Annotated in this window: 25 protein-coding genes and 1 tRNA gene; 12 read left to right on the forward strand and 14 right to left on the reverse strand. The window is 71.2% G+C overall.

The genetic code is table 11. The annotated features are described in order from the left end of the window. Nucleotides 1–26: 26 nt before the first annotated feature. Nucleotides 27–992, forward strand: a complete 966-nt coding sequence (locus KBX26_RS08945; protein ID WP_081883808.1) for a glycosyltransferase — start codon at nucleotides 27–29, stop codon at nucleotides 990–992. 60 nt (nucleotides 993–1,052) lie between these two features. Here the strand turns inward: KBX26_RS08945 and KBX26_RS08950 are convergent, their stop codons facing one another. Genes KBX26_RS08950 through KBX26_RS08970 form a run of 5 tightly spaced genes read right to left on the reverse strand, consistent with a single transcriptional unit; the run spans nucleotide 1,053 to nucleotide 6,401 of the window. Next, nucleotides 1,053–1,763, reverse strand: coding sequence for a nucleotidyltransferase family protein (locus KBX26_RS08950; protein ID WP_030331248.1), 711 nt, complete (start codon nucleotides 1,761–1,763; stop codon nucleotides 1,053–1,055). Beyond that, complete coding sequence (locus KBX26_RS08955; RefSeq protein WP_210865143.1) at nucleotides 1,760–2,776, reverse strand: GDP-mannose 4,6-dehydratase; 1,017 nt, start codon at nucleotides 2,774–2,776, stop codon at nucleotides 1,760–1,762. Before KBX26_RS08955 ends, KBX26_RS08950 begins: the two co-directional genes overlap by 4 nt. Before the next feature lie 20 nt (nucleotides 2,777–2,796). Beyond that, nucleotides 2,797–3,741: an NAD-dependent epimerase/dehydratase family protein gene (locus KBX26_RS08960; RefSeq protein ID WP_210865144.1), complete on the reverse strand. Its 945-nt coding sequence runs from the start codon at nucleotides 3,739–3,741 to the stop codon at nucleotides 2,797–2,799. Next, on the reverse strand, nucleotides 3,738–4,769 hold the full coding sequence (locus KBX26_RS08965) for a glycosyltransferase (protein WP_030331241.1): 1,032 nt from the start codon (nucleotides 4,767–4,769) through the stop codon (nucleotides 3,738–3,740). Before KBX26_RS08965 ends, KBX26_RS08960 begins: the two co-directional genes overlap by 4 nt. A gap of 33 nt (nucleotides 4,770–4,802) precedes the next feature. Then, nucleotides 4,803–6,401, reverse strand: a complete 1,599-nt coding sequence (locus KBX26_RS08970; protein ID WP_210865145.1) for a lipopolysaccharide biosynthesis protein — start codon at nucleotides 6,399–6,401, stop codon at nucleotides 4,803–4,805. A gap of 199 nt (nucleotides 6,402–6,600) precedes the next feature. Between KBX26_RS08970 and KBX26_RS08975 the strand changes: the two genes are divergently transcribed. Together KBX26_RS08975 and KBX26_RS08980 are read left to right on the forward strand one after the other, a co-directional pair. After that, complete coding sequence (locus tag KBX26_RS08975) at nucleotides 6,601–7,821, forward strand: endo-1,4-beta-xylanase (protein WP_245233612.1); 1,221 nt, start codon at nucleotides 6,601–6,603, stop codon at nucleotides 7,819–7,821. A 200-nt stretch (nucleotides 7,822–8,021) separates the two neighbouring features. After that, nucleotides 8,022–9,479, forward strand: a complete 1,458-nt coding sequence (locus KBX26_RS08980) for a sugar transferase (protein WP_051708389.1) — start codon at nucleotides 8,022–8,024, stop codon at nucleotides 9,477–9,479. Between the two features lie 117 nt (nucleotides 9,480–9,596). Here the strand turns inward: KBX26_RS08980 and KBX26_RS08985 are convergent, their stop codons facing one another. Beyond that, nucleotides 9,597–10,676, reverse strand: a complete 1,080-nt coding sequence (locus KBX26_RS08985) for an LCP family protein (protein WP_081883806.1) — start codon at nucleotides 10,674–10,676, stop codon at nucleotides 9,597–9,599. Nucleotides 10,677–10,816: 140 nt separating this feature from the next. Here KBX26_RS08985 and KBX26_RS08990 point away from each other — a divergent pair, with 140 nt between their 5' ends. From KBX26_RS08990 to KBX26_RS09000, 3 genes are all read left to right on the forward strand, one after another. Continuing rightward, entirely contained in the window at nucleotides 10,817–11,650 is an 834-nt protein-coding gene (locus KBX26_RS08990; RefSeq protein WP_210865146.1) for an O-methyltransferase, read from the forward strand. Nucleotides 11,651–11,654: 4 nt separating this feature from the next. Then, nucleotides 11,655–12,473, forward strand: a complete 819-nt coding sequence (locus KBX26_RS08995) for an MOSC domain-containing protein (protein WP_210865147.1) — start codon at nucleotides 11,655–11,657, stop codon at nucleotides 12,471–12,473. Between the two features lie 111 nt (nucleotides 12,474–12,584). After that, nucleotides 12,585–13,577, forward strand: a complete 993-nt coding sequence (locus KBX26_RS09000) for an expansin EXLX1 family cellulose-binding protein (protein WP_307857775.1) — start codon at nucleotides 12,585–12,587, stop codon at nucleotides 13,575–13,577. A 4-nt stretch (nucleotides 13,578–13,581) separates the two neighbouring features. On the opposite strand, the gene KBX26_RS09005 is transcribed toward KBX26_RS09000, so the two are convergent. The 4 genes from KBX26_RS09005 to bcp all read right to left on the reverse strand — a co-directional run bounded on the left by KBX26_RS09005 (nucleotide 13,582) and on the right by bcp (nucleotide 15,385). Next, nucleotides 13,582–14,109 carry a GNAT family N-acetyltransferase gene (locus KBX26_RS09005; protein WP_030331226.1) on the reverse strand — a complete coding sequence of 176 codons (528 nt, stop codon included), beginning with the start codon at nucleotides 14,107–14,109 and terminating at the stop codon, nucleotides 13,582–13,584. Nucleotides 14,110–14,217: 108 nt separating this feature from the next. Beyond that, nucleotides 14,218–14,291 (reverse strand) — tRNA-Leu (locus KBX26_RS09010). After that, on the reverse strand, nucleotides 14,282–14,878 hold the full coding sequence (locus KBX26_RS09015) for an HNH endonuclease (RefSeq protein ID WP_209444544.1): 597 nt from the start codon (nucleotides 14,876–14,878) through the stop codon (nucleotides 14,282–14,284). The genes KBX26_RS09010 and KBX26_RS09015 overlap by 10 nt, the downstream gene beginning before the upstream one ends. 30 nt (nucleotides 14,879–14,908) lie before the next feature. Then, entirely contained in the window at nucleotides 14,909–15,385 is a 477-nt protein-coding gene (gene bcp, locus KBX26_RS09020) for a thioredoxin-dependent thiol peroxidase (RefSeq protein ID WP_210865148.1), read from the reverse strand. Nucleotides 15,386–15,570: 185 nt separating this feature from the next. Between bcp and KBX26_RS09025 the strand changes: the two genes are divergently transcribed. The 4 genes from KBX26_RS09025 to KBX26_RS09040 are packed head-to-tail and all read left to right on the forward strand — an operon-like array spanning nucleotide 15,571 to nucleotide 18,270. After that, nucleotides 15,571–16,287, forward strand: coding sequence for an energy-coupling factor ABC transporter permease (locus KBX26_RS09025; protein ID WP_210859347.1), 717 nt, complete (start codon nucleotides 15,571–15,573; stop codon nucleotides 16,285–16,287). Further along, entirely contained in the window at nucleotides 16,284–16,730 is a 447-nt protein-coding gene (locus KBX26_RS09030) for a PDGLE domain-containing protein (protein ID WP_210865149.1), read from the forward strand. Before KBX26_RS09025 ends, KBX26_RS09030 begins: the two co-directional genes overlap by 4 nt. A gap of 14 nt (nucleotides 16,731–16,744) precedes the next feature. After that, on the forward strand, nucleotides 16,745–17,515 hold the full coding sequence (gene cbiQ / locus KBX26_RS09035) for a cobalt ECF transporter T component CbiQ (protein WP_030331216.1): 771 nt from the start codon (nucleotides 16,745–16,747) through the stop codon (nucleotides 17,513–17,515). Next, nucleotides 17,512–18,270, forward strand: coding sequence for an energy-coupling factor ABC transporter ATP-binding protein (locus tag KBX26_RS09040; RefSeq protein ID WP_030331215.1), 759 nt, complete (start codon nucleotides 17,512–17,514; stop codon nucleotides 18,268–18,270). Before cbiQ ends, KBX26_RS09040 begins: the two co-directional genes overlap by 4 nt. Here the strand turns inward: KBX26_RS09040 and KBX26_RS09045 are convergent. From KBX26_RS09045 to KBX26_RS09060, 4 genes are read right to left on the reverse strand one after another with little or no spacing between them, the layout of a single operon-like run. Further along, nucleotides 18,254–19,366: a hypothetical protein gene (locus KBX26_RS09045; protein WP_210865150.1), complete on the reverse strand. Its 1,113-nt coding sequence runs from the start codon at nucleotides 19,364–19,366 to the stop codon at nucleotides 18,254–18,256. The genes KBX26_RS09040 and KBX26_RS09045 overlap by 17 nt on opposite strands. Further along, complete coding sequence (locus tag KBX26_RS09050) at nucleotides 19,363–20,079, reverse strand: thioredoxin domain-containing protein (protein WP_210865151.1); 717 nt, start codon at nucleotides 20,077–20,079, stop codon at nucleotides 19,363–19,365. The genes KBX26_RS09045 and KBX26_RS09050 overlap by 4 nt, the downstream gene beginning before the upstream one ends. Further along, nucleotides 20,072–20,593: a MauE/DoxX family redox-associated membrane protein gene (locus tag KBX26_RS09055; RefSeq protein ID WP_210865152.1), complete on the reverse strand. Its 522-nt coding sequence runs from the start codon at nucleotides 20,591–20,593 to the stop codon at nucleotides 20,072–20,074. Before KBX26_RS09055 ends, KBX26_RS09050 begins: the two co-directional genes overlap by 8 nt. A 32-nt stretch (nucleotides 20,594–20,625) precedes the next feature. Next, nucleotides 20,626–21,216 (reverse strand): sigma-70 family RNA polymerase sigma factor, encoded by a 591-nt coding sequence (locus KBX26_RS09060; RefSeq protein ID WP_210865153.1) that lies wholly within the window; start codon nucleotides 21,214–21,216, stop codon nucleotides 20,626–20,628. A gap of 171 nt (nucleotides 21,217–21,387) precedes the next feature. Here KBX26_RS09060 and KBX26_RS09065 point away from each other — a divergent pair, with 171 nt between their 5' ends. Then, entirely contained in the window at nucleotides 21,388–23,055 is a 1,668-nt protein-coding gene (locus tag KBX26_RS09065) for a copper resistance CopC/CopD family protein (protein WP_210865154.1), read from the forward strand. A gap of 17 nt (nucleotides 23,056–23,072) precedes the next feature. After that, entirely contained in the window at nucleotides 23,073–23,810 is a 738-nt protein-coding gene (locus KBX26_RS09070; protein ID WP_210865155.1) for a YcnI family protein, read from the forward strand. Nucleotides 23,811–23,862 lie beyond the last annotated feature (52 nt).

A 23,862-nucleotide genomic window follows, 5' to 3' on the forward strand; every position in this document is an offset into this window, starting at 1 on the left:
GCCCCGAGCGGCGGTCGACGCTCGCGGTGAGCGAGGGCCCTTTCGCGGTGCGCGCCGCTCAGTTGACCGACCGGGATCCTCGCGCACTCCAGCCACTGCCGGGCGCCCCCGGCCGTCACGTCGACGCGCCGACGGTCGGGCTCACCGGGCCGGTCCGTCCCTCCGTCGACGCGCCGACGGTCGGGCTCACCGAGCCGGTGCGCCGGGTAACTCCGGCGATCTCGGTCTGCATCGCGGTACGGGACCGTCCCGAACTGCTCGTGACGTCCATCCGCAGCGTGCTCAGCGGCACCTTCGACGACTTCGAGATCGTCGTGGTCGACGACGGCTCCACCGTGCCGGCCCAGGAATGCCTGGCCGCCGCCGATCTCCTGGCCGACCAGCGCATTCGACTCGTGCGTCAGAAGCCGTCGGGCATCAGCGCAGCCCGTAACACGGCCCTGCGCGTCGCTCGTGGCCGTTACGTCACCGTCCTCGACTCCGACGACGAGTTCACTGAGGACGGGCTGGCCCGCATCCAGGAGTTCCTGACCCGGACCGGGGCCGTCTGGATCTACACCGACTACGAAGAGCTGGTGGGCAACTCCGCTCGGTCGATCAGCCTCCCGTCCTACCCGACGGCACGCCGCATGCTCTGGTCGGTCCTGACCCGTCCGCGGCTGCCGTTCAAGCACTCCGGCATGTCCATCGAGCGCGAGCTGCTGGTCCGCCTCGGCGGCTACGACGAGAAACTACCGATCAAGGTCGACGTCGAGCTGGTCCTGCGGGCGCTCGCCAGCGGCGTCCACCCGGCGCACCTCGACCATCCGGTCGTCCGGTTCCACCGGCACGAGGGCAGCATCAGCCGCCGCCGGATCGCCGGGCTCAGCGTCTGGTTCCAGCTGATCAGCCGGTACACCCGTCCACGGGTGCCGGGCCTGGCGCTGGTCATCAAGGCGGTGCGCGCCAGCAGCGAGATCGGCAAGTGGTTGGTTTCCGCGCTCGGTCGCTGAACCAAACGACTCGGCCCGGCCACCCCTCGGGGGCGGCCGGGCCGAATCGTCGTGGTGGCGTTAGTCGGGCGGCAGGAACCCGGTCGGGTTCTCCGCGAACATCTTGTTGGCCAGGCTGTAGTCGTCCACCCGCCCAATGTCCAGCCAGAAGCCGCGGTGCCGCCAACTGGAGACCCGCCCGTTGGTGCTCAGCTGGTCGAGGATGAGTTGCGGCATGTCGTACGCGCCGGCCGGAATCTTCTCGAGCGCCTTGGGTGACATGGCGTAGGCGCCCATCGAGACGTCGAGGTTCAGCGTCGGCTTCTCGTCGTAGCCGACCACGTCACCGGACTCGTCAATCTTGAGGATGCCCAGCTCGATCTTCTCCGACCGGGTGTACACGCTGATCGTCACCGGGGCTCCGCTGCCCCGGTGATGCGCCATCAGGGCCGTGAAGTCCAGGTCGGTGAGCAGGTCGCCGTTCATCACGAAGAAGTCGTCGTCCAGGGTGCCCGCCAGTTGGCGCAACGGCCCCGCCGTACCCAGGGGCTGCTCCTCGCGGACGTAGTCGATGTGCAGGCCCAGCTTGCGGCCATCCTCGAAGTACCCCTCCAGCAGGTACGCCAGGTGACCGGTCAACAGTGTCACGTCGGTGACGCCGTGTGCCTTGAGCTGGCGGAGCAGGATCTCCAGGATCGGGATGTCACCGACCGGCATCAGCGGCTTCGGGAAGCTGGTGGTGAAGGGACGCAGCCGGGTGCCGCGCCCACCAGCGAGAATGATCGCCCTCATACCACGTACCGGTCCACATCGAACCGGCCCAGATTCGCCCGCACGTAGTCGACGACCTCGGTGAGGCCCTGACGCAGCGACACCGTGGGCTCCCAGCCACAGCGTTCCCGCGCACGCTCGGTGCCGGCGATCAGTTCGAACACCTCGCTCTGCGGGGGCCGCAGCCGCTGGCTGTCCTCGACGATGTCGATGTCCGGTCGCCCCGCCACCTCCGCGATGAGGCGCGCCAGGTCACCGATCGTGATGCCCCGGCCGTTGCCGATGTTGGTGACCTGCCCGACGCACTGGTCGGCAGCCGCCACGGCCATGAACCCGGCCGCCGTGTCGGTGACGTACGTCAGATCGCGCACCGGCCGCAGGTCGCCGAGGGCGATCTTCTCCCGCCCCGCCACCACCTGGGCGGCGACGGTGGGGATCACCGCGCGTGCGCTCTGCCGGGGACCGTAGGTGTTGAACGGCCGGATCACGGCCACCGGCAGATCGAACGACCGGTAGAACGACTCGGCCATCGCGTCGGCGCCGATCTTCGAGGCCGAGTAGGGCGACTGGGGCTGAATCGGGTGGTCCTCGTCGATCGGCGTGTAACGGGCCGTCCCGTACGTCTCGGACGTGGACGTGTGAACCAACCGGCGCACCCCGAGGTCACGCGCCGCCTCCAGCACGTTCAGCGTGCCGGTCACGTTCGTCGCCACGTAGGATGCCGGGGCCACGTAGCTGTACGGGATCGCGATCAGCGCGGCCAGGTGGAAGACCGTGTCGCAATCGGCGATGGCACGGCGGACCGCGAAAGGATCGGTGATGTCGGAGTGCACCACCTCCACCGACCGGCGGACCTCCGGGTCGACGTCGGCGAGCATGCCGAGGTCGGACCGGCCGGTGTACCGGACCATGGCGCGTACCTCCGCCCCGGCCCTGACCAGTCGCTCGGTCAGGTGGGAGCCGATGAACCCGCCGGCACCGGTGACCAGAACTCGGCGCCCCGCCCAAGCCCCATCGGTTGATAACGCCGTCATCCCGTGCCTCTCCTTGTCATTCATTGGCCGGCTCCGGCCGGCGTTGCCAACTCCGTCAGCAGGCCACGTAGGCTATCCCGCAACGGCGTCTCAGCCTTCCAGGGTGTCTCGGCGGCGAGTTTGGCCGCCGAACCGACCTGACAGCGAAGGTCGCTGTGCCCGGCGACCACGTCAACGACGGACCAGTCCAGCCCGGCCAGGTCCAGCAGGATCTCCAGGACCCGCCGGACGGTCACCCCGGAACCCGAGCAGACATTGTAGATTTCACCGGCCCTGCCCAGCTCCGCCAACTCGACGTACGCCCGCGCGACATCTCTGACGTCGGTGAAGTCGCGCACCGCGTCGAGGTCGGCGACCTGGACCCGGTCGGCGCGCCCGGCCACCACGTCAGCCACCCGTCGGGCCAGCGAGCCGGCCACCGTGGCACCGTCCTCGCCCGGGCCGACATGGTTGAAGGGACGGGCGGCCACCACCGCGATCCGCCCGTCGGCGCCGAGCGCGAGGGCCAGCGACTCGGCGGCCGCCTTGGCGTGACCGTAGGCGCCCACCGGTCGGGGCAACGTCTGCTCGGTGATCGGGTTCAGTTCCGGCGGCACCGCGCCGTACTGGGCGGAGGATCCCGCCAGGACGAGACGCGCCGGCCGGCCCGACCGGGTGTCGACCCGGCGCAGCTCCTGGCACAGGTTGTAGGTGGTGTTGACGGCATCGGCCACCACGTCCGCCCCGCTGGCCCCCCGCTGGGGGAGGGTCGCGGCCAGGTGGAAGACGACGTCGGGGCGTACCGCCTGGAGCCGGGCGCGGACCGCCGCCGGATCGTGCAGGTCCAGCTGGTGGTAGGTCTCGCCTGGACCAGGCTGCCGGGGCCGGCGACCCAGCCCGACCACCCGCTCACCGTTGGCGGCGACCAGGCGACGCAGGTGGGTGCCGACCCAACCGTGCGACCCGGTCACGAGCGTGGTGCTCACGACCCGAGCACCGACCGGTAGATCTCGGCGATCCGCTGCGCCACCAGGCGCTCGTCCAGCCAGCTGCTTCGCTCGCGCCCGTTTGCCCGTACGCCGTGGTGCAGCACCTCGCGGACCCGGTTGGCCAGCTCCGACACCAGGTGGTCGCGGGCCGCCCCGGTCAACGGACCGGCCGGGAACGGCACGACCGCTCCCGGTCGTACGTCGGCCAGCACCTCCCCGACGTCTCCGACATCGACGGTGACGACCGGCAGGCCCATCGCCGTGGCTTCCTTGACCACCGTGGGGGAGCCCTCACTGCCCGGCCGTGACGTGAACAGCATGACGTCGGCCGCGTCGTACTTGCGGACCAGGTCGGCCTCGGGCTGACCCGGCGCGGACAGGATCAGCTCCTGCACCGAGGGGTCCTGGCGCCGCAGCTCGGCCAGCGCGTCACGAAAGACGTCGTAACCCTTCACCGCGCGGCCGGGGTCGGCGCCGAAGAGCACCACCCGCGCGTCGGGGGCGATGCCGAGTGCCTGCCGGGCGGCGAACCGGTCACCGGGCTGGAACAGCTGGAAATCGACCCCGTTGGCCACCACGTGGCCGGCGGCGTCACCGGCCGTCTCGGCCAGCCGGCGGGACACGTAGATCCGGGCCCGGGTGCCACCCCAGCCCAGCTTCGTCATGAAACGTTGGCGGGGTGCGTTGACGTCACTGCCGTAGAGCGACAGCACGCGGGCCGGGTGACCGGCGAGCCGCGCCGCCGGTGCCGTCATCCCGTAGTGCACGTGGACGATGTCGTAAGCGCCGGACCGGGCCCGACGACGGATCCGGCTGGCGGCGGTGAAGTAGTCCAGTTTGCCGCGGGACTGGGCGACCACCTCGACATCGACGTGGTGGCCCAGCGCGCGCAGCGCGGACACCTGTCGCTGCACGAAAATGCCCCGGTAACTGCCCTGCTCCGGCCACAGGTTCGTGACCGCCAGGATCCGCAGGGTGCGCTGCTGGGCGAGGGGTGGGGACAACTGCTCGGACGTCTCGTTCACGCTTTTCTCTTTCTTCAGACGCTCTGTCGGGTCTCAGACGGCAGTGGTGACCGGGGTGGACGCGGAACCGCGGCGGTGGCTGCGGGCGAGGACGAGCAGCCGGCGAATGTCACCACTGAGCACGAGCCCGGCCACGACGAACCCGGCGAGGGTCACGCCGGCGGCGGTCCACGACCAGGTCTGCATGACGTCCAGGCGGGTCACCAGCGCGGCGACCACGACCAGGGCGATGCTCCGGACCAGGGTCATCGTCCAGGCGAGCCGGTGCAGCCACCAGACCGCGACGACCGGAATGGTCGCGGTGACGGCGGTGCCCACCAGGTAGCCGATGCCGACCCCGGTGGCACCCATCGACCTGGCCGCGGCCACCACCACGGCCAACCCGATCAGGCAGCCCACCACGGCGGAGATCACCGGCACCCGGGCCTGGGTCAGCGGGCCGCTGGCCAACGCGTTCACCGACGGCACCTGAAGGATGCCGAGGAAGGCGGCGCACAGCATGACGCGCAGCACGGTGGCGCCGGCGGCGTACTCCTGGCCGCCGAAGAGGCCCAGCACGAGGGGCGCGGCGAGCAGGCCCACCACGAAGACCGGGGCCATCGTCACCGCCAGGGCACGCGTGGACGCGTCCACCTGTCGGCGTACCGCTGTGGTGTCCCCGGCGCCCTGAGCCCCGGCCATGGCCGGGAAGAGCGCCAACGCGAGCGCCCGGGGCAGGAACCACAGCGGTGCGATCAGGGCGACGGCCGCGACCAGGTAGGCCACCTCGGACGGGTCCGCGAAGTGACCGCCGAGAAGCTGGGTCGTCTGGAGGAAACCGGCGCTGGCCAGCGTGCCGATGCTGCCCAGGACGGCGAACGTGACGACCTCGCGTCGGTCGAACCGGCCACCGGCCGGCACCCCCTCCCGCCGACGGTGCGCGCGCAGCTGGTGCCGGCACAGTGCGACGAAGACGCCGTAACCGAGGCAGAGCGGCAGGAGGTAGGCGGTCTCACCGGTGGCGATCACCACGACGGTGGTGACCACCGCCAGCGCGGACGTGGCCAGTTCGATGCGGGCGTACTGGGGGACGAGGCCGTGGCCGTACATGGCCGCCTTGTCCACGGTGTAGAGCGAGTAGGTGGCTGTCAACACCGCGAGCGTCAGGGTGTCCACCACGCCGAGGTGGTAGATCCCTTGCACCACCAGCGCCGTCGCGGCGCCGAGCACCAGGCAGGCCGTCAGGCCGAGCCGGGAGAGGAACCGGTGTACGGCCCAGGCCCCGGGCAGGTCGCCGGCGCCACGATGAAAGGCGACGAACTTGGACAGGCCGCTGGAGACGCCGCCGGGCAGCAGCAGGCTGGCCACCATGCTCGCGGCCAGCATGATGCCGACCAACCCGTAGGTGGCGCGGTCCGTGGCGTGACTGGTGAGTGAGCCGTGCACCAGACGGGTCGCGCCCACCGCCACCAGGGCGAGCATCGAGAGCGCGCCGCTGCGCACGATGGTGGAACCACCACGAACCGGAGGCTTCGGTGGGGGCACCGCGGCGACTCCGCGCGCGGCGGCGTCACCGGGTGCGCCGCCGAGCGGTGGGACCCCCGGATCCCGCAGGCGTGCGCCGCTGCCGTTGATGGGATGACCGTGCTGCACTGTCAGACCGCCGATGTCTCTATGGGTCGCGGCGCGACCGGGGATGAACGCTGGCTGCGGTCGGCCTGCACGGCAACGTCGGCGCCGAGGAGGTCAGCCGACAGGCGGGCGGACCCTTATGGTCGAGGGTCGTAGGATCGATCAGGCGCATCAGTTGGGCCTCGTCATGCTGCGTCGCAACTTCTGTCTGGGGATGCTAATGACCGAAGAGGTCCGCGCCGGTGCCGCGACGGGCACCGTTGTCCGAACGGACGACGGCTGGCCGGTGTCGCCATCGCGGGTGCCGACATCGGTCGACCGCACGATGTCACGGCTGCCCCGGGCTCGTGTGGTGGTGCTGTCGGTGGTGGTGCTGGTCCTCGTCGCCTGCGCAGCATACTTTGGCTGGGACCGCGGGGTGGGCCCGGTCGAGTCGGTCGCCGCCCCCACCGCACAGCCGTCGGCAACGCCGGGTCCTCCGGCGCTGCGGGACCTGATGCCGCCGAACGTCAGGATCGGAACCGCCGTCAGCGGGCAGATGTTGGCTTCGGACCCGCGGTACCGCGCGACGCTGTCGAGTCAGTTCAACGCCGTCACGTCCGAAAACGCGATGAAGTGGACGATCCTGGAACCGAAGCGCGGCGTGTACGACTGGTCGGCCAGTGACCAGTTTGTCGACTTCGCCAAGGCCAACGGGCAGGCCGTCTACGGTCACACCCTGCTCTGGCACAGCAACACTCCGGTGTGGGTGACCGAGAGCTGGTCGCCCGAGCAGCTGCGCGCCGTGCTCAAGCAGCACATCACCACAGTCGTCAGCCGCTACCGGGGCAAGATCTGGGCCTGGGACGTGGTCAACGAGGTGCTCGCCGAGGACGGGTCGTTACGAGACTCGCTGTGGCTGCGCAAGCTGGGCCCCCGCTACATCGCCGACGCGTTCCGCTGGGCCCACGAGGCGGACCCGGACGCCCGACTGTTCATCAACGACTACGGCACCGAGGGTCGCACCCGGAAGGCCGACGGTCTGCTGCGGCTGGTCAAGGAGCTGCGCGCGGGTGGCGCGCCGGTGCACGGGGTCGGCTTCCAGAGCCACATCCGGTTGGGGGCGCCGCCGAAGGACGCGACGGGAAACCTGCGCCGCTTCGCCGCGTTGGGCGTCTCGGTGGCCATCACCGAACTGGACGTACGGATTCCGTTGCCGGTCACCACCCAGAAACTGCTGGACCAGGCGCTGCTCTACCAACACATGCTCAAGGCCTGTCTCGCCGTCGCCACCTGCGAATCGGTGACGTTGTGGGGCTTCACGGACGTCAGCAGCTGGATCGGTTCGCACTATCCCGGGTACGGCGCCGCCTGCGTCTTCGACGAGGAGTTCGCGCCGAAGCCGGCGCACGGTGCGCTCGCCCAGGAGTTGAGTGCCCGGAAGTCGCGACCACCGAACTGATCCGGCTGAGGAAGGACCCGAACCGCCACTAGGCACGACGTGGCATGGACGCATAGGGTGCACGTCGCGATCTCCCGACGGGGGCGACATGGGAAAGGAAGGTCGTGTCCGCACACACGCAATTCCTCACGGCTGTCTCGTCGCAGCAAAGACCGAGCTTCGACCCCGACCTGGGTGTGATCACGCCTCCGTCCAACGGCATGGCCCGGTCGGTGTTCGCCCGTCCGGTCGCGCCTCGGGCCAACTGGCGTCGCCGCTACGTGGCCTGGCTGGTCCTGCTCGACGTCCTCGCGGCCCTGGCCGCCAGCCGGACGGTCGTCACCCTGCTGGCCGACGCCGACGCCGGTTTCTGGGACCAGCGGGTGCTCGGGAACGTCAGCTCCTTCAGCCTCGCGGCCTTCGTCGGCGTTCCGGTGGGCTGGCTGATCCTGCTCGTCGCGTCCGGGGCGTATGACCAGCGGGCGCTCGGGCTGGGCACCGAAGAACTCAAGCGGGTCGCTAGGGCGAGTCTCGCGATGGCCGCCGCTGTCTCGTTCCTGGCGCTCGGCTTCAAGAAGGACCTGTCCCGGGCCACTGTCGCTGCCATCATCGTCTGCCTGCTGCTCTACACGCTCGTCGTTCGGTTCGCCGCCCGGGTGGTGCTTCGGCGGATCCGGCGTACCGGGCGGGCGTCGCAGAAGGTGCTGCTGGTGGGCCGCCTCGTCGACGCGCTCGCGCTGCACGAGGTGGTGACCCGCAACTACGGGGCCGGGTTGCACCCGATCGCCATCCACCTGCCCCACCATCCCCGTCCGGGCGAACGGGTGAACGCCCCGGTGCCGGTGTACGTGGGCTGGGACCTGGTGCCGCTGGTCCAACAACTCGGCGCGGACACCATCGCCGTCTGCGGGCCCGCCAGCCTGGAGTCGTACGAGCTTCGCAAGCTCGCCTGGCAGTTGGAGGGCACCGGCCTGAACCTGGTGGTGGTCCCCCAGGTCACCGACGTCACCGGTCCCCGCATCCACGTCCGGCCCATCGAGGGCCTTCCCCTGCTCAATGTGGACGAGCCGACCATCTCCGGTCTCTCGCTGTTGGCCAAGAGCGTGCTGGACCGGGTGACCGCGCTGGTCGGGCTGGTGCTGCTGAGCCCGGTGCTGTTCGCCATCGCGCTGGCCATCAAGATCAACGATCCCGGGCCGGTGATGTTCCGGCAGACCCGCATCGGCCACGAGGGACGCGCCTTCAAGGTCTGGAAGTTCCGGACCATGTACACCGACGCCGAGCAGCGGCTGGCGACCTTGAAAGATCGCAACGAGAGCGACGGCCTGCTCTTCAAGATGAAGGACGACCCCCGGGTCACCCCGATCGGCCGGCACCTGCGGGCGCTCTCCCTGGACGAACTGCCCCAGCTGATCAACGTGCTGCGCGGGCAGATGTCGCTGGTCGGGCCACGTCCACTGCCCACCGAGGACGACGACTACCGCGGTGACGTCCGCCGGCGGCTGCTGGTGCGGCCCGGCATCACCGGCCTCTGGCAGATCTCCGGCCGCTCCGACCTCACCTGGGACGACGCGGTCCGACTGGACCTGCACTACGTGGACAACTGGTCGCTGGTGTACGACCTCGCCATCCTCTGGAAGACGGCCAGCGTGGTGCTGGCCCGGCGCGGAGCGTACTGACCGACCCCGATCACCGGGGTTTCCCAGAAGAACCACCGACAGCGACGGGCGGCGGCAGTGAGGCCGCCGCCCGTCTGGTGTCTCGACTGCCGGCGGTTCCCGCGCCGGCTCCAGGCGTTACTTCTTGCCGAGGCTGACGATCTCGCCGACCGAGTCCCGGCGGACCGCGTCGTAGAACGTCTTGGCTCGGGCGTTGTCGGCCAACACCACGCTCTCCGAGCCGATCCGGCCGGTGCCCTTGGTCGGGCTGGTCACGAAGGTCATGTTCCCGCCGCGAACGCCACGCATCTGCGTCGCCATGTCGAACAGCGACAGTTCCTTGTCCACCGAGACGGAGTTCGAAGTCGCCTTGAGGAAGCTGTTCAACTTGCCGGGGTTGGTGAGGATGCCGCCGGAGGAGGCCTTGTCGATGATGGCGCGGATCACCTGCTGCTGGTGGCGGATCCGGGCGAAGTCACCGTCGGCGAACTGCTTGCGCTGGCGGGAGTAGTCCAGAGCCGCCTCGCCGTCCATCCGCTGCACACCCTTCTTGAAGGTGCGGAACGGCTCGTGGATCGAGGTGAAGCTCTTCTCCGAGTCGATGTCCACGCCGCCCAGCGCGTCGATGATCTCCTTGAAACCAGCGAAGTCGATCAGCGTCACGTGGTCCACCCGGACCCCGGTGAACTTCTCCACCGTCTGCACCATGAGGGGCACCCCACCCCAGGCGTACGCGGCGTTCACCTTGGCGTCCCGGCCACCGTTGTTGCCGTCCGCCGACTTCGGCACCGAAACCCAGGTGTCGCGGGGAATCGAGATCAGCTGGGCGCTCTTCCGGTCCTTCGGCAGGTGGGCAAGGATGATCGTGTCGGTACGCGAGCCGCTCGTCTTCTCCGGGTCGCGGGAGTCGCTGCCCAGAATCATGATGTTCATCGCGCCGTCGACGGCCGCCTGGGGGCGCGACTCCTCGGGCACGCCGTCGAAGGCGTCGACCCGCTCGATACCCGACTCGACCGACCGCAGGTAGAGACCGCCGGCCACCATGCCGCTGCCGCCCAGCACCAGCAGGATCAGCAGGCTGAACAGGGCGATCCGGCGCCAGCGGCGGCGGCGCGGCGGTGCGGCGGCCGGCGGAATGTCCTCGGTCGGTTGAGGCCCGCCGGCGGCGCCGTAACTCGGTTCCGTCCAGTGCTCCGCTGTATGTTCACGACGTGGCATGGGCGCGATGCTACTGAACGTGGTTTCTCAGCGCGTACCCTCGTCCGGACACCATCGTGCGACGTAAGTCCCAAATCGGGCGGCGCACCATCCGCCGTTTCCCTCTGCCGACGCTCCCGGGGAAGTGGTATGAACCTTCGGTGGACGCAACGAAGCTCCGCCGAGCCATCGCCCGTACCCCGCTCGCACCCGTCGCCGCCTTCCCCAAGCGGTTCGCCCGGGTCGCCCGCCACGACGCCAAGGTGCTGCGCGCCTCGGCCCGGTGGCTGGTCACCTCCCGTGAGCATCACAACTACACCTACGAGCTGACCAAGCTGAGCCGCCACCACCTGACCTGGTTCGTCAGCGTCGTCTGCGACATCCCCGTGCAGCAGGTCCGCGGCTACGTCGCCGAGATCGAGTCCGACGACGCGCTGCGCCACCACATCGAGCAGGCGACCGCCACCGCAGCCCGCCGTGGCCTCGCCGACCGGAAGGTCCGCTACGCCCGACGCGTCGGCTGGTACGCGATCGTCCGGGCCACCCACCCCGCACACGTCGTGGAGACCGGCGTCGACAAGGGGTTGGGCACCTGCGTCCTGGCGTCCGCCCTGTTGCGCAACGCGCAGGAGGGGCACCCCGGGCGGGTCACCTCCCTGGACATCAACCCGGAGGCCGGCTACCTCGCCCGGGTCGCGCCCTGGTCCGAGGTCGTCGACCTGGTGATCGGCGACTCGGTCGCCTCGATCGGCGCGCTGGACCGCCCGGTGGACCTGTTCCTGCACGACAGCGACCACAGCCGTGCCCACGAGAAGCGTGAGTTCGACGCCGTGGAGCCCAAGCTCGCCCCCGGCGCGATCCTGCTCACCGACAACGTCACCAGCACCAACGTGCTCGCCGAGCACGCCGAACGCACCGGCCGCCGGTTCCTCGCGTACCGGGAGAGCCCGGTCAACCACTGGTACCCGGGCGACGGGATCGGCGTGGCATGGTAGCCGGGTGCGGCTGACCTCCATTCACACGTACCCGATCAAGGGTTGTCACCGGCTCGACCACGACGGTGCGTTCGTGCACCGGTGGGGGCTGGCCGGCGACCGGCGCTGGATGGTCGTGGACGCCGACGGCGTCGGCGTCACCCAGCGGGACACCACCCGGCTCGTGGGCCTGCGCGCCTCGGTGCGCCCCGGAGGTCTGTCGCTGCGCGCCGACGGGCAGCCCGACCTCGACGTGCCCGAGCCCGCAGGCGGTGAACCGGTACCGGTGCGCACCTTCCGCAGCCGCGCCTTCCCGGTGCCCGCGCTGCCGGCCGGCCAGGACGCCGACGACTGGCTCACCGCCCTGCTCGGCCGACCCGTCCGGTTGGTCTGGCTGGCCCAGCCGACCCGCCACCTGGCCGCCGGGTCCCGCGAACACGACACCGGTGACCAGGTCAGTTTCGCCGACGCCTACCCGGTGCTGCTGGCGAACGCCGCCTCCCTCGACGGCCTCAACGACTGGCTCGCCGAGGCGGGGGAGGAACCGGTGCCGATGACCCGGTTCCGACCCAACCTGGTGGTCAGCGGCGCGCCGGCCTGGGCCGAGGACGACTGGGTCGGTCGGCCACTGCGCATCGGCGACCGGCTGTTCCGCGCCGCCGGGCCGTGCGACCGCTGTGTGGTGACCACCACCGACCAGGAGACCGGCGTACGCACGAAGGAGCCGCTGCGCACCCTCGGGCGGCACCGCAACGTCAAGCAAAAACTCCTCTTCGGACTGAACCTGGTGCCGATCGACAATGGACCCCTGGCCGTGGGCGCCCCGATCGTCGTCGAGCCCTGACCCCGCCAGCAACCGGCAATCCGCACCCCCTCATCACCGTCCGTCGATGCTGTCTTAGCTTTGGCTTAGCCCGCTTGTCGGCACCCGCCAGAATCCGGCAGCATCGCCGTCGTGCCGGACGGAAGCGTTGTCGACATCACCATCGACCTGGACCATCCCCCAACGGACCGGCCGGCACCGTCGTCCGGCGCGAAGCCCTGGCTGGTCGCCACCGGCGTCACCGTCCTCGCGGCGACGCTCGGGCTCACCCTCGCCTTACGCTCCGGATCCACCCCGGCCTGCGCCGCCGGCCGGACGCTCGCCGCCGCGCCACCCACCGGCAACGCCACGCACACCGGAAAGGCGACCTTCTACGACTCCAAGGGAGCCGGCGGCAACTGCTCGAACCCGTCCGCCCCGGCCAACCGGCTCTACGTCGCGCTCGGGCCGACGGAATACTCCGTCGGTGCCGCCTGCGGCGGATTCCTCGACGTCGTCGGCCCGAAGGGCACCGTCCGGGTGCTCATCATGGACCAGTGCCCGGAGTGCCAGCCCGGCCACCTCGACCTGTCCCGTGAGGCGTTCGCCCGGATCGCCGACCCGGTCCAGGGCGTCGTTCCGGTCACCTACCGCGCGGTCGTCAACCCCCCGCTGCCCGGACCACTCACCTTCCGGATCAAGGAGGGCGCGTCGCAGTGGTGGTTCGCCGTCCGGGTCGGCAACCACGGCAACCCGCTGCGGTCCGTCGAGGTCCGGCAGAGAGACAGCGACCCCTGGCAGCCGGCCGCACGGCAGGACTACAACTACTGGTTGATCGCCTCCGGCGTCGGGCCGGGTCCGTTCACCCTCCGGGTCAGCGACGTGTACGGCAACCGGGTCACCGTCGGCGGCATCCGGATGGCCCCGGGCCAGGTGCAGAACAGCACGGTCCGGATGTACGCACCCGGCGGCGCGGCGGCGGCCACCCGGCGTCCCGCCGCGTCGACCCGACCGCCGGGCAACCGACCCGCCGCCACGCCGACGCCGACCCGTCGCCCGGTCGAGGTCGCGAAGGCGAGCGCGCCGGCCACCGCCACGTCGACCACCAGTTCGGCCCAGGCGAACGCCCGTCGGTGCGCCGGCTGACCACTCAGTCGGCCACAGCCAGATCGAGCCACATCAGGATCTCGTCCCGGTCGTCATCGGGGGCCACCCGCAACGCGCCCGGCAGACGGCCGATCTCCCGATACCCGAGGCCGGCGTAGAACCTGTCCAACCCCAGCCCGTCGCGCACCGTGACGTGCAGCGCCTCGTGGCCGAACGCCCTGCCCAACCGGGCCGCCTCCGTCATGAGCGCCGCGCCGTAGCCGGCGCCCTGGGTGTCCGGGTGGACCATCACCCGCTTCACCACACACCAGTGCGTCTTGAGCGCGAACCGGTTGTCACCGAAGATCAGCATCGCCGCCAGCCGGTCACCGGCGTAGCCGACCAGCAGCCGATCCGGCCCGTCGGTGATGCCCGCGAAGGTCGGCTCGGAGATGACGTGCACGTCGGCGGTGCTGACCGGTGGCACGAAACCGACGGCGCCGCCGGCGTTGCTGACGTCCACCCAGAGGTCGACGATCTCGGCGCGCAGCTGCGGGGTCAGGTCGGGGTCGAGGACGAAGCGCAGACTCACGCCCGCCATCCTGACCCGATGACCAGGCCCGCGACCCACGACAGTGACGCGCCCAACAACAGTCCTGGCTCTGACCGAGCCAGGATCCGTCGTCATTCAATGGCGATGTGGGGCCGACGGGATTCGAACCCGCACTGGTGCGGACCTAAACCGCATGCCTCCTGCCGTTGGGCTACGGCCCCTTGAAGCTGAACTCCACCAGCGTCCACGGCCACTCCATCCGGCGCGGCAGTCGCCTGCCCAGTGGGAAGCCGGTGGGAGTAACCGCATCAGGATCGTAGACCACCTCGGGCGCAACGACCGCAGGCCGTCGCTGACCTGCGTAGGTGGAGGTCTGGCTGTGGCAATTAGGGCAGAGCAGACGGAGGTTGCGTGGTCGGTTGTCGAGAAAATCGCCATTGATGTGGTCGACGTGCAGCGTCAGTTTGGCGCCTTGCCACGTTGACCCCGTGCCACACACCTCGCAGGTCTCGGGTAGGCCGATTGTTGCCAGGGCGCGTTTGAGGCGGACTCCCGGGATTCGCCGAGAGTCGGGCGGCAGCACCACCAGCAGTTCCGTCGGGGACACCCGTCGCCACCGCACGCCTCGATTGTGTGCCTGACCGGTGAAGTGTGACGTGTCGATGCCGAACCGCTTGAGCTGCCGGCTGATGTGCGCGTGCGAGCCGCCGCTGACGCGTACGCCGAGCAGCCGCATCACCTCGGTGATGTTGCGGGCGGCGGCGGCAGCGGCGGCCAGTGCTTCGGGCGTGTACTTGTATCGGACCACTGACGGACCGTAGCGAACCGGTACGACAGGTCAGTCCAGGCCGAGGTCGCGGCGGAGTTTGGCGACGTGCCCGGTGGCCTTGACGTTGTAGAGCGCGCGTTCGATCTTGCCGTCGGCGTCGATCACGAAGGTCGAGCGGATCACGCCGGTGACGGTCTTGCCGTACAGCTGCTTCTCGCCGTACGCGCCGTAGGCGATCAGCACCGCCTTGTCCGGGTCCGACACCAGCGGGAAGGGGATCGCGTCGCGCTCGCGGAACTTCGCCAGCTTCTCCGGCTTGTCCGGGGAGAGGCCGATGACCTCGTAGCCGGCGGCCTGGAGGGAGGCGAGCGAGTCGCGGAAGTCGCAGGCCTGCTTGGTGCAGCCGGGGGTCATCGCGGCCGGGTAGGCGTACAGGACGACCTTGCGGCCTCGCAGGTCGCTGAGGGAGAGCTGGTCGCCGGTGTCGGTGCCGAGGGTGAACTCGGGGGCGGGGTCACCGGGGGAGAGGCGGTCGGGCGCGGTCATGGCCCCGACCCTACCGCCGTGCCGGGGGGTGCCGCGCCGGCGACCAGCAGCAGGCGGTCGGGAAAGCCTGACCTGGAAAGGTGATCAAGCCCATGCCTTGTTGCCAGAGTCTGGCAACAACGAGGCTTGGGAAATAGGCTGACCCATGCCGGCCCGGTCGGGTCCGCTCAGGCGTGGGAGGTCGCGTGGAGACACTGGCGATGCACATCTCGAACGGGATCATCGACGGTCCCGTGGCAGCGGTCTTCGCTGCGCTCGCTCTGGCCGCGCTCACCGTCTGCGTTCTGCGTGGTCGACGGGACCTGGACGACCGACTGGCCCCGATGGCCGGCCTGGTGGCGGCGTTCATCTTCGCCGTCCAGATGCTCAACTTCCCGATCTTCACGGCCGGTGTCAGCGGGCACCTGCTCGGTGGCGCGCTCGCCGCCATGCTGGTCGGCCCGTGGGTCGGTGCGCTCTGTGTGGCAGTGGTGCTCGTCGTGCAGGCGCTGATCTTCGGCGACGGCGGCGTGGCGATGCTCGGCCTCAACATCACGAACATGGCGTTGCTCGGCACTGCCGCTGCGTACGCGCTGATCGCGCTGCTGTTGCGGGTGCTGCCCCGCACGCGGGCCGGCCTGGCCGTGACCGCGTTCGTCGCCGCGATGCTCAGCGTGGTCGTCGCCTCGCAGGGCTTCGTCCTGCAGTACTGGCTCGGCGGCACCACCGACCTGGGCGGCAACCTGGCCGGGCTGGCCGGCACGATGGCCGGCGTCCACCTGCTCATCGGCATCGGCGAGGGCCTGATCACGGCGACCACCGTGCTCACCGTCGCGAAGGTGCGCCCCGACCTGGTGTACGCGCTGCGTTCCCTGCGTACGCCCGCCGTCCCCGTCGTCCCGGTCGCCGGAGGTGTCCGATGAAGAACCGCTCCTGGGCCTTCCTGGCCGGCGGCCTGCTGGTCGCCCTGCTGCTCGCTGGTGTGGTCAGCAACTACGCCTCGTCGCACCCGGACGGGTTGGACTCGTCACTGCTCAAGGGCTGCACCGTCGACGCCGACGACAACATCGTCGGCGGGAGCTGCCCGGCGCAGCAGGCCCGCGACCACGAGTTGGCCGACAGCCCGCTCGCCGACTACGCCGTCCGCGGTGTGCAGAACAGTTTCGTCTCCACCGGCCTGTCCGGGGTGCTCGGTGTGCTGGTGACCTTCGCGATCGGCGCCGGCGGGTTCTGGCTGCTCCGCCGCCGGGGCACCACGCCGACCGACGGTGCCGCGCCGACGCCCACGGCCACCGGCGATGACGCGACGGTGCCCACGCCCACCGACGGTGACGCGGCGGCGTCGCGCGCCGGCACGGCCAGCTGAGCAGGGGTACGCGGATGGGTGCCGGTCACGGGCACGTGCTGTACCGCGAGTCGGACTCGCCGGTGCACCGGCTCCCGCCCGAGGTCAAGATCGTGGCGATGGTGGTCTTCACCATCGCCGTGGTGGCCACCCCGCGCGAGGCGTTCTGGGCCTTCGGCGCGTACGCGGTGCTGGTGGCCGTGGTGGCGGCGCTGGCCCGGGTGGGGCCACGGTGGTTGCTCAGCCGAGCGTTGATCGAGCTGCCGTTCGTGCTGTTCGCCGTCGCCCTGCCGTTCCTCGGCAGCGGCGACCGGATCGAGGTGCTGGGTCTGCGGCTGTCCGAGGACGGGCTGCACGGCGCGTGGAACATTCTGGCCAAGGGCACCCTGGGGGTGCTCGCCTCGCTCCTGCTCGCCGCGACCACCACCACCCGGGATCTGATCGTGGGGCTGGACCGGCTGCACTGCCCGCAGGTGCTCACCCAGATCGCCACGTTCATGCTGCGCTACCTGGACGTGCTGGTGGGCGAGGCCCGGCGGATGCGGGTGGCCCGGATCTCCCGGGGCGACGACCCGCGCTTCCTGTGGCAGCTGCGTGGCTTCGCCGCCGGGATCGGGGCGTTGTTCCTGCGCGCCTTCGAGCGCGGCGAGCGGGTCTATCTGGCGATGCTGTCCCGGGGTTACACCGGGCGGATGCCGGCCGTGTGGCAGGGCGAGGGTGCGGCGAGCGCCGGTCAGTGGCTGGTCGCGGCTACCGTGCCGGTGGTGGCGGCCTCCATCGCCGCCACCGCCGTCGTCCTGTCATGATCGGTGTCGTGCAGACCGCTGTCTCGCTCGACGTTCGGGGTGTTCGCTACGCGTACCCGGACGGGCACGTCGCCCTGCAGGGGGTTGACCTGGTCGTGCCGCGCGGCGACCGGGTGGCGCTGCTCGGGCCCAACGGCGCCGGCAAGACCACGCTGGTGCTGCACCTCAACGGCATCCTCAGCCCGACCGAGGGGAGCGTGAGCGTCGGCGGGCTGACTGTCACACCGGACCGGGCCACCCTGGCCGAGGTGCGTCGCCGGGTGGGCATCGTCTTCCAGGACCCGGACGACCAGTTGTTCCTGCCCACGGTGGCGGAGGACGTGGCGTTCGGGCCGGCGAACCTGGGTCTGCGGGGGGCCGAGTTGGCCGCCCGGGTGGACGAGGCGCTCGCCGCGGTGGGGATGGGTGAGCACCGGGACCGGGCCCCGCAGCACCTGTCGTTCGGGCAGCGCCGCCGGGTGGCGGTGGCCACGGTGCTCGCCATGCACCCGGAGATCCTGGTGCTCGACGAGCCGTCGTCGAACCTGGACCCGGCGGCCCGTCGTGAGCTGGCCGAGATCCTGCGCGGTCTGCCGGTGACCCTGCTGATGGTCACGCACGACCTGCCGTACGCGGCGGAGCTGTGTGAGCGTTCGGTGATCCTGGACGGCGGCCGGATCGTCGCCGACGCCCCCACCAACACCCTGCTCAACGACCCCACCCTGCTGGCACGGCACCGCCTGGAACTGCCCTACGGGTTCACCCCGCAGCCGTAGACCCACTCTCGGCGGGCTCGACCCGTGGTGCGGCCGCAGTGCTGCGGGAGGCGGCGTGCAGGCGCAGGATGCCGGCGGCTGTCGCGCCGGCGCCGGTGATCAGGAAGAGCGCCACCAGCACGCGGGCGGTCGTCGGCGGCCAGGGCACCGGGGCGATGGCGCGGGCGAACACGGCGGCGTTCGCCGCTCCGGCGAAGAGCGCCAGGCAGGCCCCGGCGAGCGCGACCACGAAGTCGGCGGCCGGGCGGCGGCGTAGCGCGTACCAGCCGGCGGCTATCGCGCCGAGGCCGGTGAGCAGGGACCAGATCTGCCCGGACAGCAGCCCGACCAGCACGCCACCGACGCCCTGGGCGCCGGCGTCCAACTCGCGTCCCACCGGGTAGCCGACGGCCAGCGCGCCGCCGACCATCAGCAGCACGCCCAGCGCGGACAGCGCGCGGGCGCCGGCCGGGCCGGCGGCGGGGAGCAGGCCGAGCGCGCCCACCGCGAGCAGCCCCACGATGGTCACCGCCCACCAGGTGTACGCGTCCGGTGGCGGCACCCAGTCCAGCGTGCCGCCGATCGCCACCGGGTCGGTGCCGTCGCGCAGCGGGATGCTCCAGTTCCGGACCCGGTGTTCGCGCTCCGGTGCGGCGCGGACGGCGGCCGGTGGAGCGGACTCCTGCCACAGCGCGCGCTGGTCGTGCCATCGTGCCGTGGTGCCGTCGGCGATCCGCCGCCAGACCGGTGCGGCGGCCGGGTCGGCCTCGGCCGGGAGCGCGGTCTCCCCGGTGATGGTGCTGTTGAGGTACGTGGCGGGGGAGCGGCTGTTCTCGAAGACCCCGTCCGGGCCGACGCGCAGGTACGGCTCGCCGGAGTAGCCGATGACCTCGATGGTGCGGCCGGTGTGGTTGGTCAGCTCCAGTCGGGCACCCGCCTCGATGACGCGTACCTCAAGTCCTGGCCGCGCCGGTGCGACGCCGGTGGTCCGGGTGCGGTAGTCGGTGCCGTCCGGGGCGTCCGCGCCGTGCGCGGCGGCGGGCGCCGCGCTGATCACTGTCGCGAGGCCGGCCGCGGCCGCGACCAGGCCGGCGCGGCCCAGCAGGGTACGGATCACTTGCCGGCCGCCGCCACGGCTGCGGTGAGCGCGTCCGGGGTGGGGTTCTCGACGGCTTGACCGTTGACCCTGACGGTCGGCGTGCCGGTGACGTTGTTCCGGCTGGCGTCGTCGGTGACGTGTTCGGTCCACGTCCGGTACGTCTGGTCCTTCACGCAGGTGCCGAAGGAGCCCCGGTCGAGGCCCACGCTGGTGCCGATGTCGATCAGCTGGTCGTCGGTGAGCCCGGCGCTGCCCTCGGGTGGCTGTTGGGCGAAGAGCGCCTTGGCGTACTCGTGGTACTTGCCGCCGGCCGCGGCGCAGCCGGAGGCGGCCGAGGAGCGGGTGGAGTACTCGGTGGTGGAGAAGCGGTTGAGGTACGCGACCGGGTGGTAGACGACAGTTGCCTTGTTCTCGGCCACCAGTTGTTCGAGCGTCGACCCGCTGGTCTGCTCGAACTGCTTGCAGGCCGGGCAGAGAAAGTCCTCGTAGACGTCGACGGTGACCGGGCCGTTGCCGGTGACGATGCCCGTGCCGGCGCTGTTGGCGCCGGGCGGGGTGGTGAAGTCGTCGGAGCGCTGGCTGGACCAGACGGCCCAGCCGACGACGCCGGCGATGACCAGGACGACGACCGCGGCGGCGGAGACCCAGATCGTGCGGCGGCGCCGCCGTTCGCGGGCCAGTTGCTCGCGGACCACCCGGGCGGCGTCCCGCTGCCCCTTGCGACTACTCATCCTCGTCCTCCACAACGGGTCCGCCGGACAACCACCTGTCCACCGATACCGGCGTACGTGGCCAGATCAGCAGAAATCCGGCTAGAACCAAGAATCCCAGGTCCCGGAGGATCTCCGGGAGGTAACTGGGTGCCTGCCCGGCCGCCAGTTGCCCGCCGCTGCCGAAGCAGCCGCAGTCGATGGCCAGCCCCCGCGACCAGGCCGAGGCGATCCCCGCGATGAAGACCACCAGCAGCGCGGCGGAGACCCCGGCGACGAGCCGGGTGGCCAGCCCGAGCAGTAGCAGCACGCCCAGTGCCAGCTCGACGAAGGGCAGGGCCGCGCCGATCACTGTTGCCACGTCGTACGGCAGCACCTGGTAGGCGTTGACCGCCCGTCCGGAGGCGGCGAGATCGCTGACCTTCGACGCGCCGGCGATCAACCAGACGGCGGCGAGGCCGAGTCGGGCGGCGATGCCGAGCCAGGGGCGGACCACTGGCCACCGGCCGCCCCGGGTGGAAGGTGTCACGCTCATTTGTCGTCCCGTCCGCGCCGGAAGTTCCACTGTCAGCCGGTCAGGGCGTCGCCGACCGCCTCGACCAGGTCGTCGCGGGCCCGGGCGACCCGGGAACGGATGGTGCCCACCGGCACCCCTTCGACGGCGGCGGCCTCCGCGTACGACAGGCCGAGCAGTTGGGTGAGCACGAACGCGGAGCGCCGCTCGGGGCCGAGGCGGCGGACCAGGTCGGCGGCGCCGAGCTGGCCGGCCGGGTCCGGGTGCGGTCGGTCGGTGTACGCGTTCGCCGTCAGGCGCTCGTCGAGCCGCCGACGCCGGATGACAGTGCGCAGGTGGTCGGCGCAGGCCCGCCGGGCGATGCCGAGCAGCCAGGTGCGGGCGCTGGAGCGGCCCTCGAACGCGGGCAGCGCCCGAAACGCCCGCAGGTAGGTCTCCTGGGTCAGGTCGTCGGCGCTGTCCGGGTCGACGAGGGCGGCGGTGAACCGCCAGACGTCGGCCTGGGTCAGCCGGACGAACGCCGCCTGGGCGGTGGGGTCACCGTCGCGGGCGGTCAACGCCCAGCCGGTTGCCGGGTCCCGGGCGACGTCGTCGACCGGCTCCGCCGGACCGGCGGCACCGGAGTCACGCGGGACAGGGATCACGACACACCAGGTTACGCGGCACTCGGCGACGCGTCAGGGTCGTTCGACCCTTGATGGTCTGCGCCACGTCGGGAACTTTTTCCCAACGCGGGCCGACTACCCGTTCATGACGTGCGATCTCCGACGCGACGACCCCCCTCGGGTCGCCGAACCGGACACCGATCGGCGACCATGGCCGGCATGACTGTCGCCCCCCGCCGCTGGGCCGGCCGGCTGGCCGCCGCCGCCGGCCTCCTGGTCACCGTCGTCGCCTTGTTGATCGCGCCAGCCACCTCCGCCAGCGCCCACGCGGTGCTGCAGAGCAGCAGTCCGGCTGCCTCATCCATCGTGCCGAGCGGGCCGTCCGAGGTGGTCCTCACGTTCAGTGAGTCGGTCCGCAAGGTGCCCGGCAAGATCCGGGTCATCGCGCCGGACGGGTCCCGGGCCGACCGGGGCGAACCGTCGTTCACCGGCGGCGTGGTGACCATCCCGGTGGACCCGGGCGGCGCGCGCGGCACCTACCTGGTCAGCTTCCGGGTGATCTCCGCCGACAGTCACCCGGTCTCCGGGGCGTTCACCTACTCGGTCGGCGCCGCCTCGACCCCGCCCGTCGACTCCGGTACTGACAGCCGCGCCAACCCGGTGGTGGGGACGGCGGTGAAGGTGGCCCGTTTCCTCGGCTACGCGGGTCTGGTGCTGCTGGTCGGGCCGGCGTTGGTGCTCGCCGCGCTCTGGCCGCGCCGGCTCTCCCGGCGGGGGCCGACCCGGCTGGCCTGGACCGGCCTCGGTCTGGTGGCCTTCGCCACCCTCGCCGACCTGTGGTTGCAGGTGCCGTACACCGCCGGTGGTGGTCTCTTCGACGTCACCGGTGAGGGGTTCGGCAGTGTCTTCGGCAGCGCCTTCGGCGCCGCCCATCTGGTCCGGCTCGGCCTGCTGGCGGCGTCGGTCTTCCTGCTCCGCCCGCTGCTGGCCCGGCCCGCCGGCCGGGCGGACGCGATCATCCTGGCCGTGCTCGGCGGTGCCGCCCTGCTGACCTGGCCGCTGGCCGGGCACCCGGCGGCCTCCCCGGCGCCGGCGGTGTCGGTGGTGGTCGACGCGGTCCACCTGGGCAGCATGGCGGTCTGGCTGGGCGGTCTGCTGATGCTCGCCGTCTTCCTGCTGCGTCAGGCCGACGAACGGGAGCTGGGCGCGATCCTGCCGATCTGGTCGCGCTGGGCGGCGCTCGCCGTCTCGGCGCTGCTGCTCGCCGGCACCGTCCAGGCGCTGATCGAGGTGGCCACCCCGCGGGCGCTGATCGACACCACGTACGGGCGTCTGCTGCTCGCCAAGATCGGGCTGTTCGCGATTGTCATCGCCGTGGCCGCGTACTCCCGGCACCTGGTGCGCAGCCGGGTCGCCGCGCAGCGCCCGGTGCCGGTGCGCCGGGCGGTCCTGGTGGAGTTGGCAGTCACCGTGGTGGTGCTGGCGGTGTCCGCCACGCTCGTGCAGACCACGCCCGCCCGCACCGCCGTGGCGGGCCCGTCCGCCGGGTCCGAGTCCGGCTTCTTCAGCACCAGGCTGTCCAGCCCCTTGTTGGCGGTGGAGGTCGAGGTGAGCCCGGCCGAGCGGGGCAACAACTCGGTGCACCTGTACGCGTACGACAAGAACAACCAGCCGCTGCTGGTAGCGGAGTGGAAGGCGACAGTCGCGCTGCCCTCGGCCGGGATCGAGCCGATCGAGGTGCCGTTGCTGCGGTTGACGGACAGTCACGCCTACGGCGACATCAGCATGCCGACCTCCGGCGAGTGGCAACTGAAGATCACCGCCCGAACGACCGACATCGACCAGGCCACGGTGACCGCCACCGTGCCCATCCGTTAGAGAGGTTCGCGAAACCCATGACCCGATTCCGGCGCACCGCAACCGCCGCTGCCGCCCTGGCGTTCACCGCCGCCGCCACCGCTGTGCTCGGCTTCGCCGGGCCGGCGTCCGCGCACGTCACGGTGAACCCGAAGGAGGCGACCCAGGGTGGCTACGCCCGGGTGGCGTTCCGGGTGCCGAACGAGAGCGACACCGCGTCGACCACCAAGCTGGAGGTCGTGTTGCCGGAAAACGCCCCGGTCGGCTCGGTGTCGACGATGCCGGTGCCCGGCTGGACGGTCGCCACGGAGAAGCGCAAGGTGGACCCGCCGATCGAGGTGCACGGCAGTCAGCTCACCGAGGCGGTCTCCAAGATCACCTGGACGGCTACCGGTGACGCGGGGGTCAAGCCGGGGCAGTTCCAGGAGTTCCCGGTGTCGCTGGGGCCGTTGCCGCAGGTCGACACGATGATCTTCAAGACCCTGCAGACCTACTCGGACGGCAACATCTCGCGCTGGATCGACGAACCGGTGGCGGCGGGTGCCGAGGAGCCGGAGCACCCGGCTCCGGTGCTCACCCTGGCCGCCGCGGCCGCGCCGTCGGGTTCGGCCGCGCCGAGCGCCGCCGTCGCGTCGCCCGACGACGACGATGACGACGACGGCAACGGGCTCGCTGTCGGCCTCGGTGTGGCCGGTCTCGCCGCCGGCCTCGCCGGCCTGGTGCTGGGTGGGCTGGCGTTCACGCGGACCCGCCGGGAGCCGGTCGCCAAGGCCTGACCCTGTCTCATCCGCTGGCCCGCCGGATCATCCGGCGGGCCAGCGTGCTTTC

This window comes from Micromonospora sp. C97 (genome assembly GCF_018070385.1).
Taxonomy (GTDB): domain Bacteria; phylum Actinomycetota; class Actinomycetes; order Mycobacteriales; family Micromonosporaceae; genus Micromonospora; species Micromonospora parva.

Bases quoted from the DNA above. Each gene is read 5' to 3' on its own strand.
- KBX26_RS08950 (WP_030331248.1), bottom strand. From the start codon at position 1,763: ATGAGGGCGATCATTCTCGCTGGTGGGCGCGGCACCCGGCTGCGTCCC.
- KBX26_RS08955 (WP_210865143.1), bottom strand. From the start codon at position 2,776: ATGACGGCGTTATCAACCGATGGGGCTTGGGCGGGGCGCCGAGTTCTG.
- KBX26_RS08975 (WP_245233612.1), top strand. From the start codon at position 6,601: ATGACCGAAGAGGTCCGCGCCGGTGCCGCGACGGGCACCGTTGTCCGA.
- KBX26_RS08980 (WP_051708389.1), top strand. From the start codon at position 8,022: ATGGCCCGGTCGGTGTTCGCCCGTCCGGTCGCGCCTCGGGCCAACTGG.
- KBX26_RS08985 (WP_081883806.1), bottom strand. From the start codon at position 10,676: ATGCCACGTCGTGAACATACAGCGGAGCACTGGACGGAACCGAGTTAC.
- bcp (WP_210865148.1), bottom strand. From the start codon at position 15,385: ATGACCGCGCCCGACCGCCTCTCCCCCGGTGACCCCGCCCCCGAGTTC.
- KBX26_RS09030 (WP_210865149.1), top strand. From the start codon at position 16,284: ATGAAGAACCGCTCCTGGGCCTTCCTGGCCGGCGGCCTGCTGGTCGCC.
- cbiQ (WP_030331216.1), top strand. From the start codon at position 16,745: ATGGGTGCCGGTCACGGGCACGTGCTGTACCGCGAGTCGGACTCGCCG.
- KBX26_RS09040 (WP_030331215.1), top strand. From the start codon at position 17,512: ATGATCGGTGTCGTGCAGACCGCTGTCTCGCTCGACGTTCGGGGTGTT.
- KBX26_RS09050 (WP_210865151.1), bottom strand. From the start codon at position 20,079: ATGAGTAGTCGCAAGGGGCAGCGGGACGCCGCCCGGGTGGTCCGCGAG.
- KBX26_RS09055 (WP_210865152.1), bottom strand. From the start codon at position 20,593: ATGAGCGTGACACCTTCCACCCGGGGCGGCCGGTGGCCAGTGGTCCGC.
- KBX26_RS09065 (WP_210865154.1), top strand. From the start codon at position 21,388: ATGGCCGGCATGACTGTCGCCCCCCGCCGCTGGGCCGGCCGGCTGGCC.
- KBX26_RS09070 (WP_210865155.1), top strand. From the start codon at position 23,073: ATGACCCGATTCCGGCGCACCGCAACCGCCGCTGCCGCCCTGGCGTTC.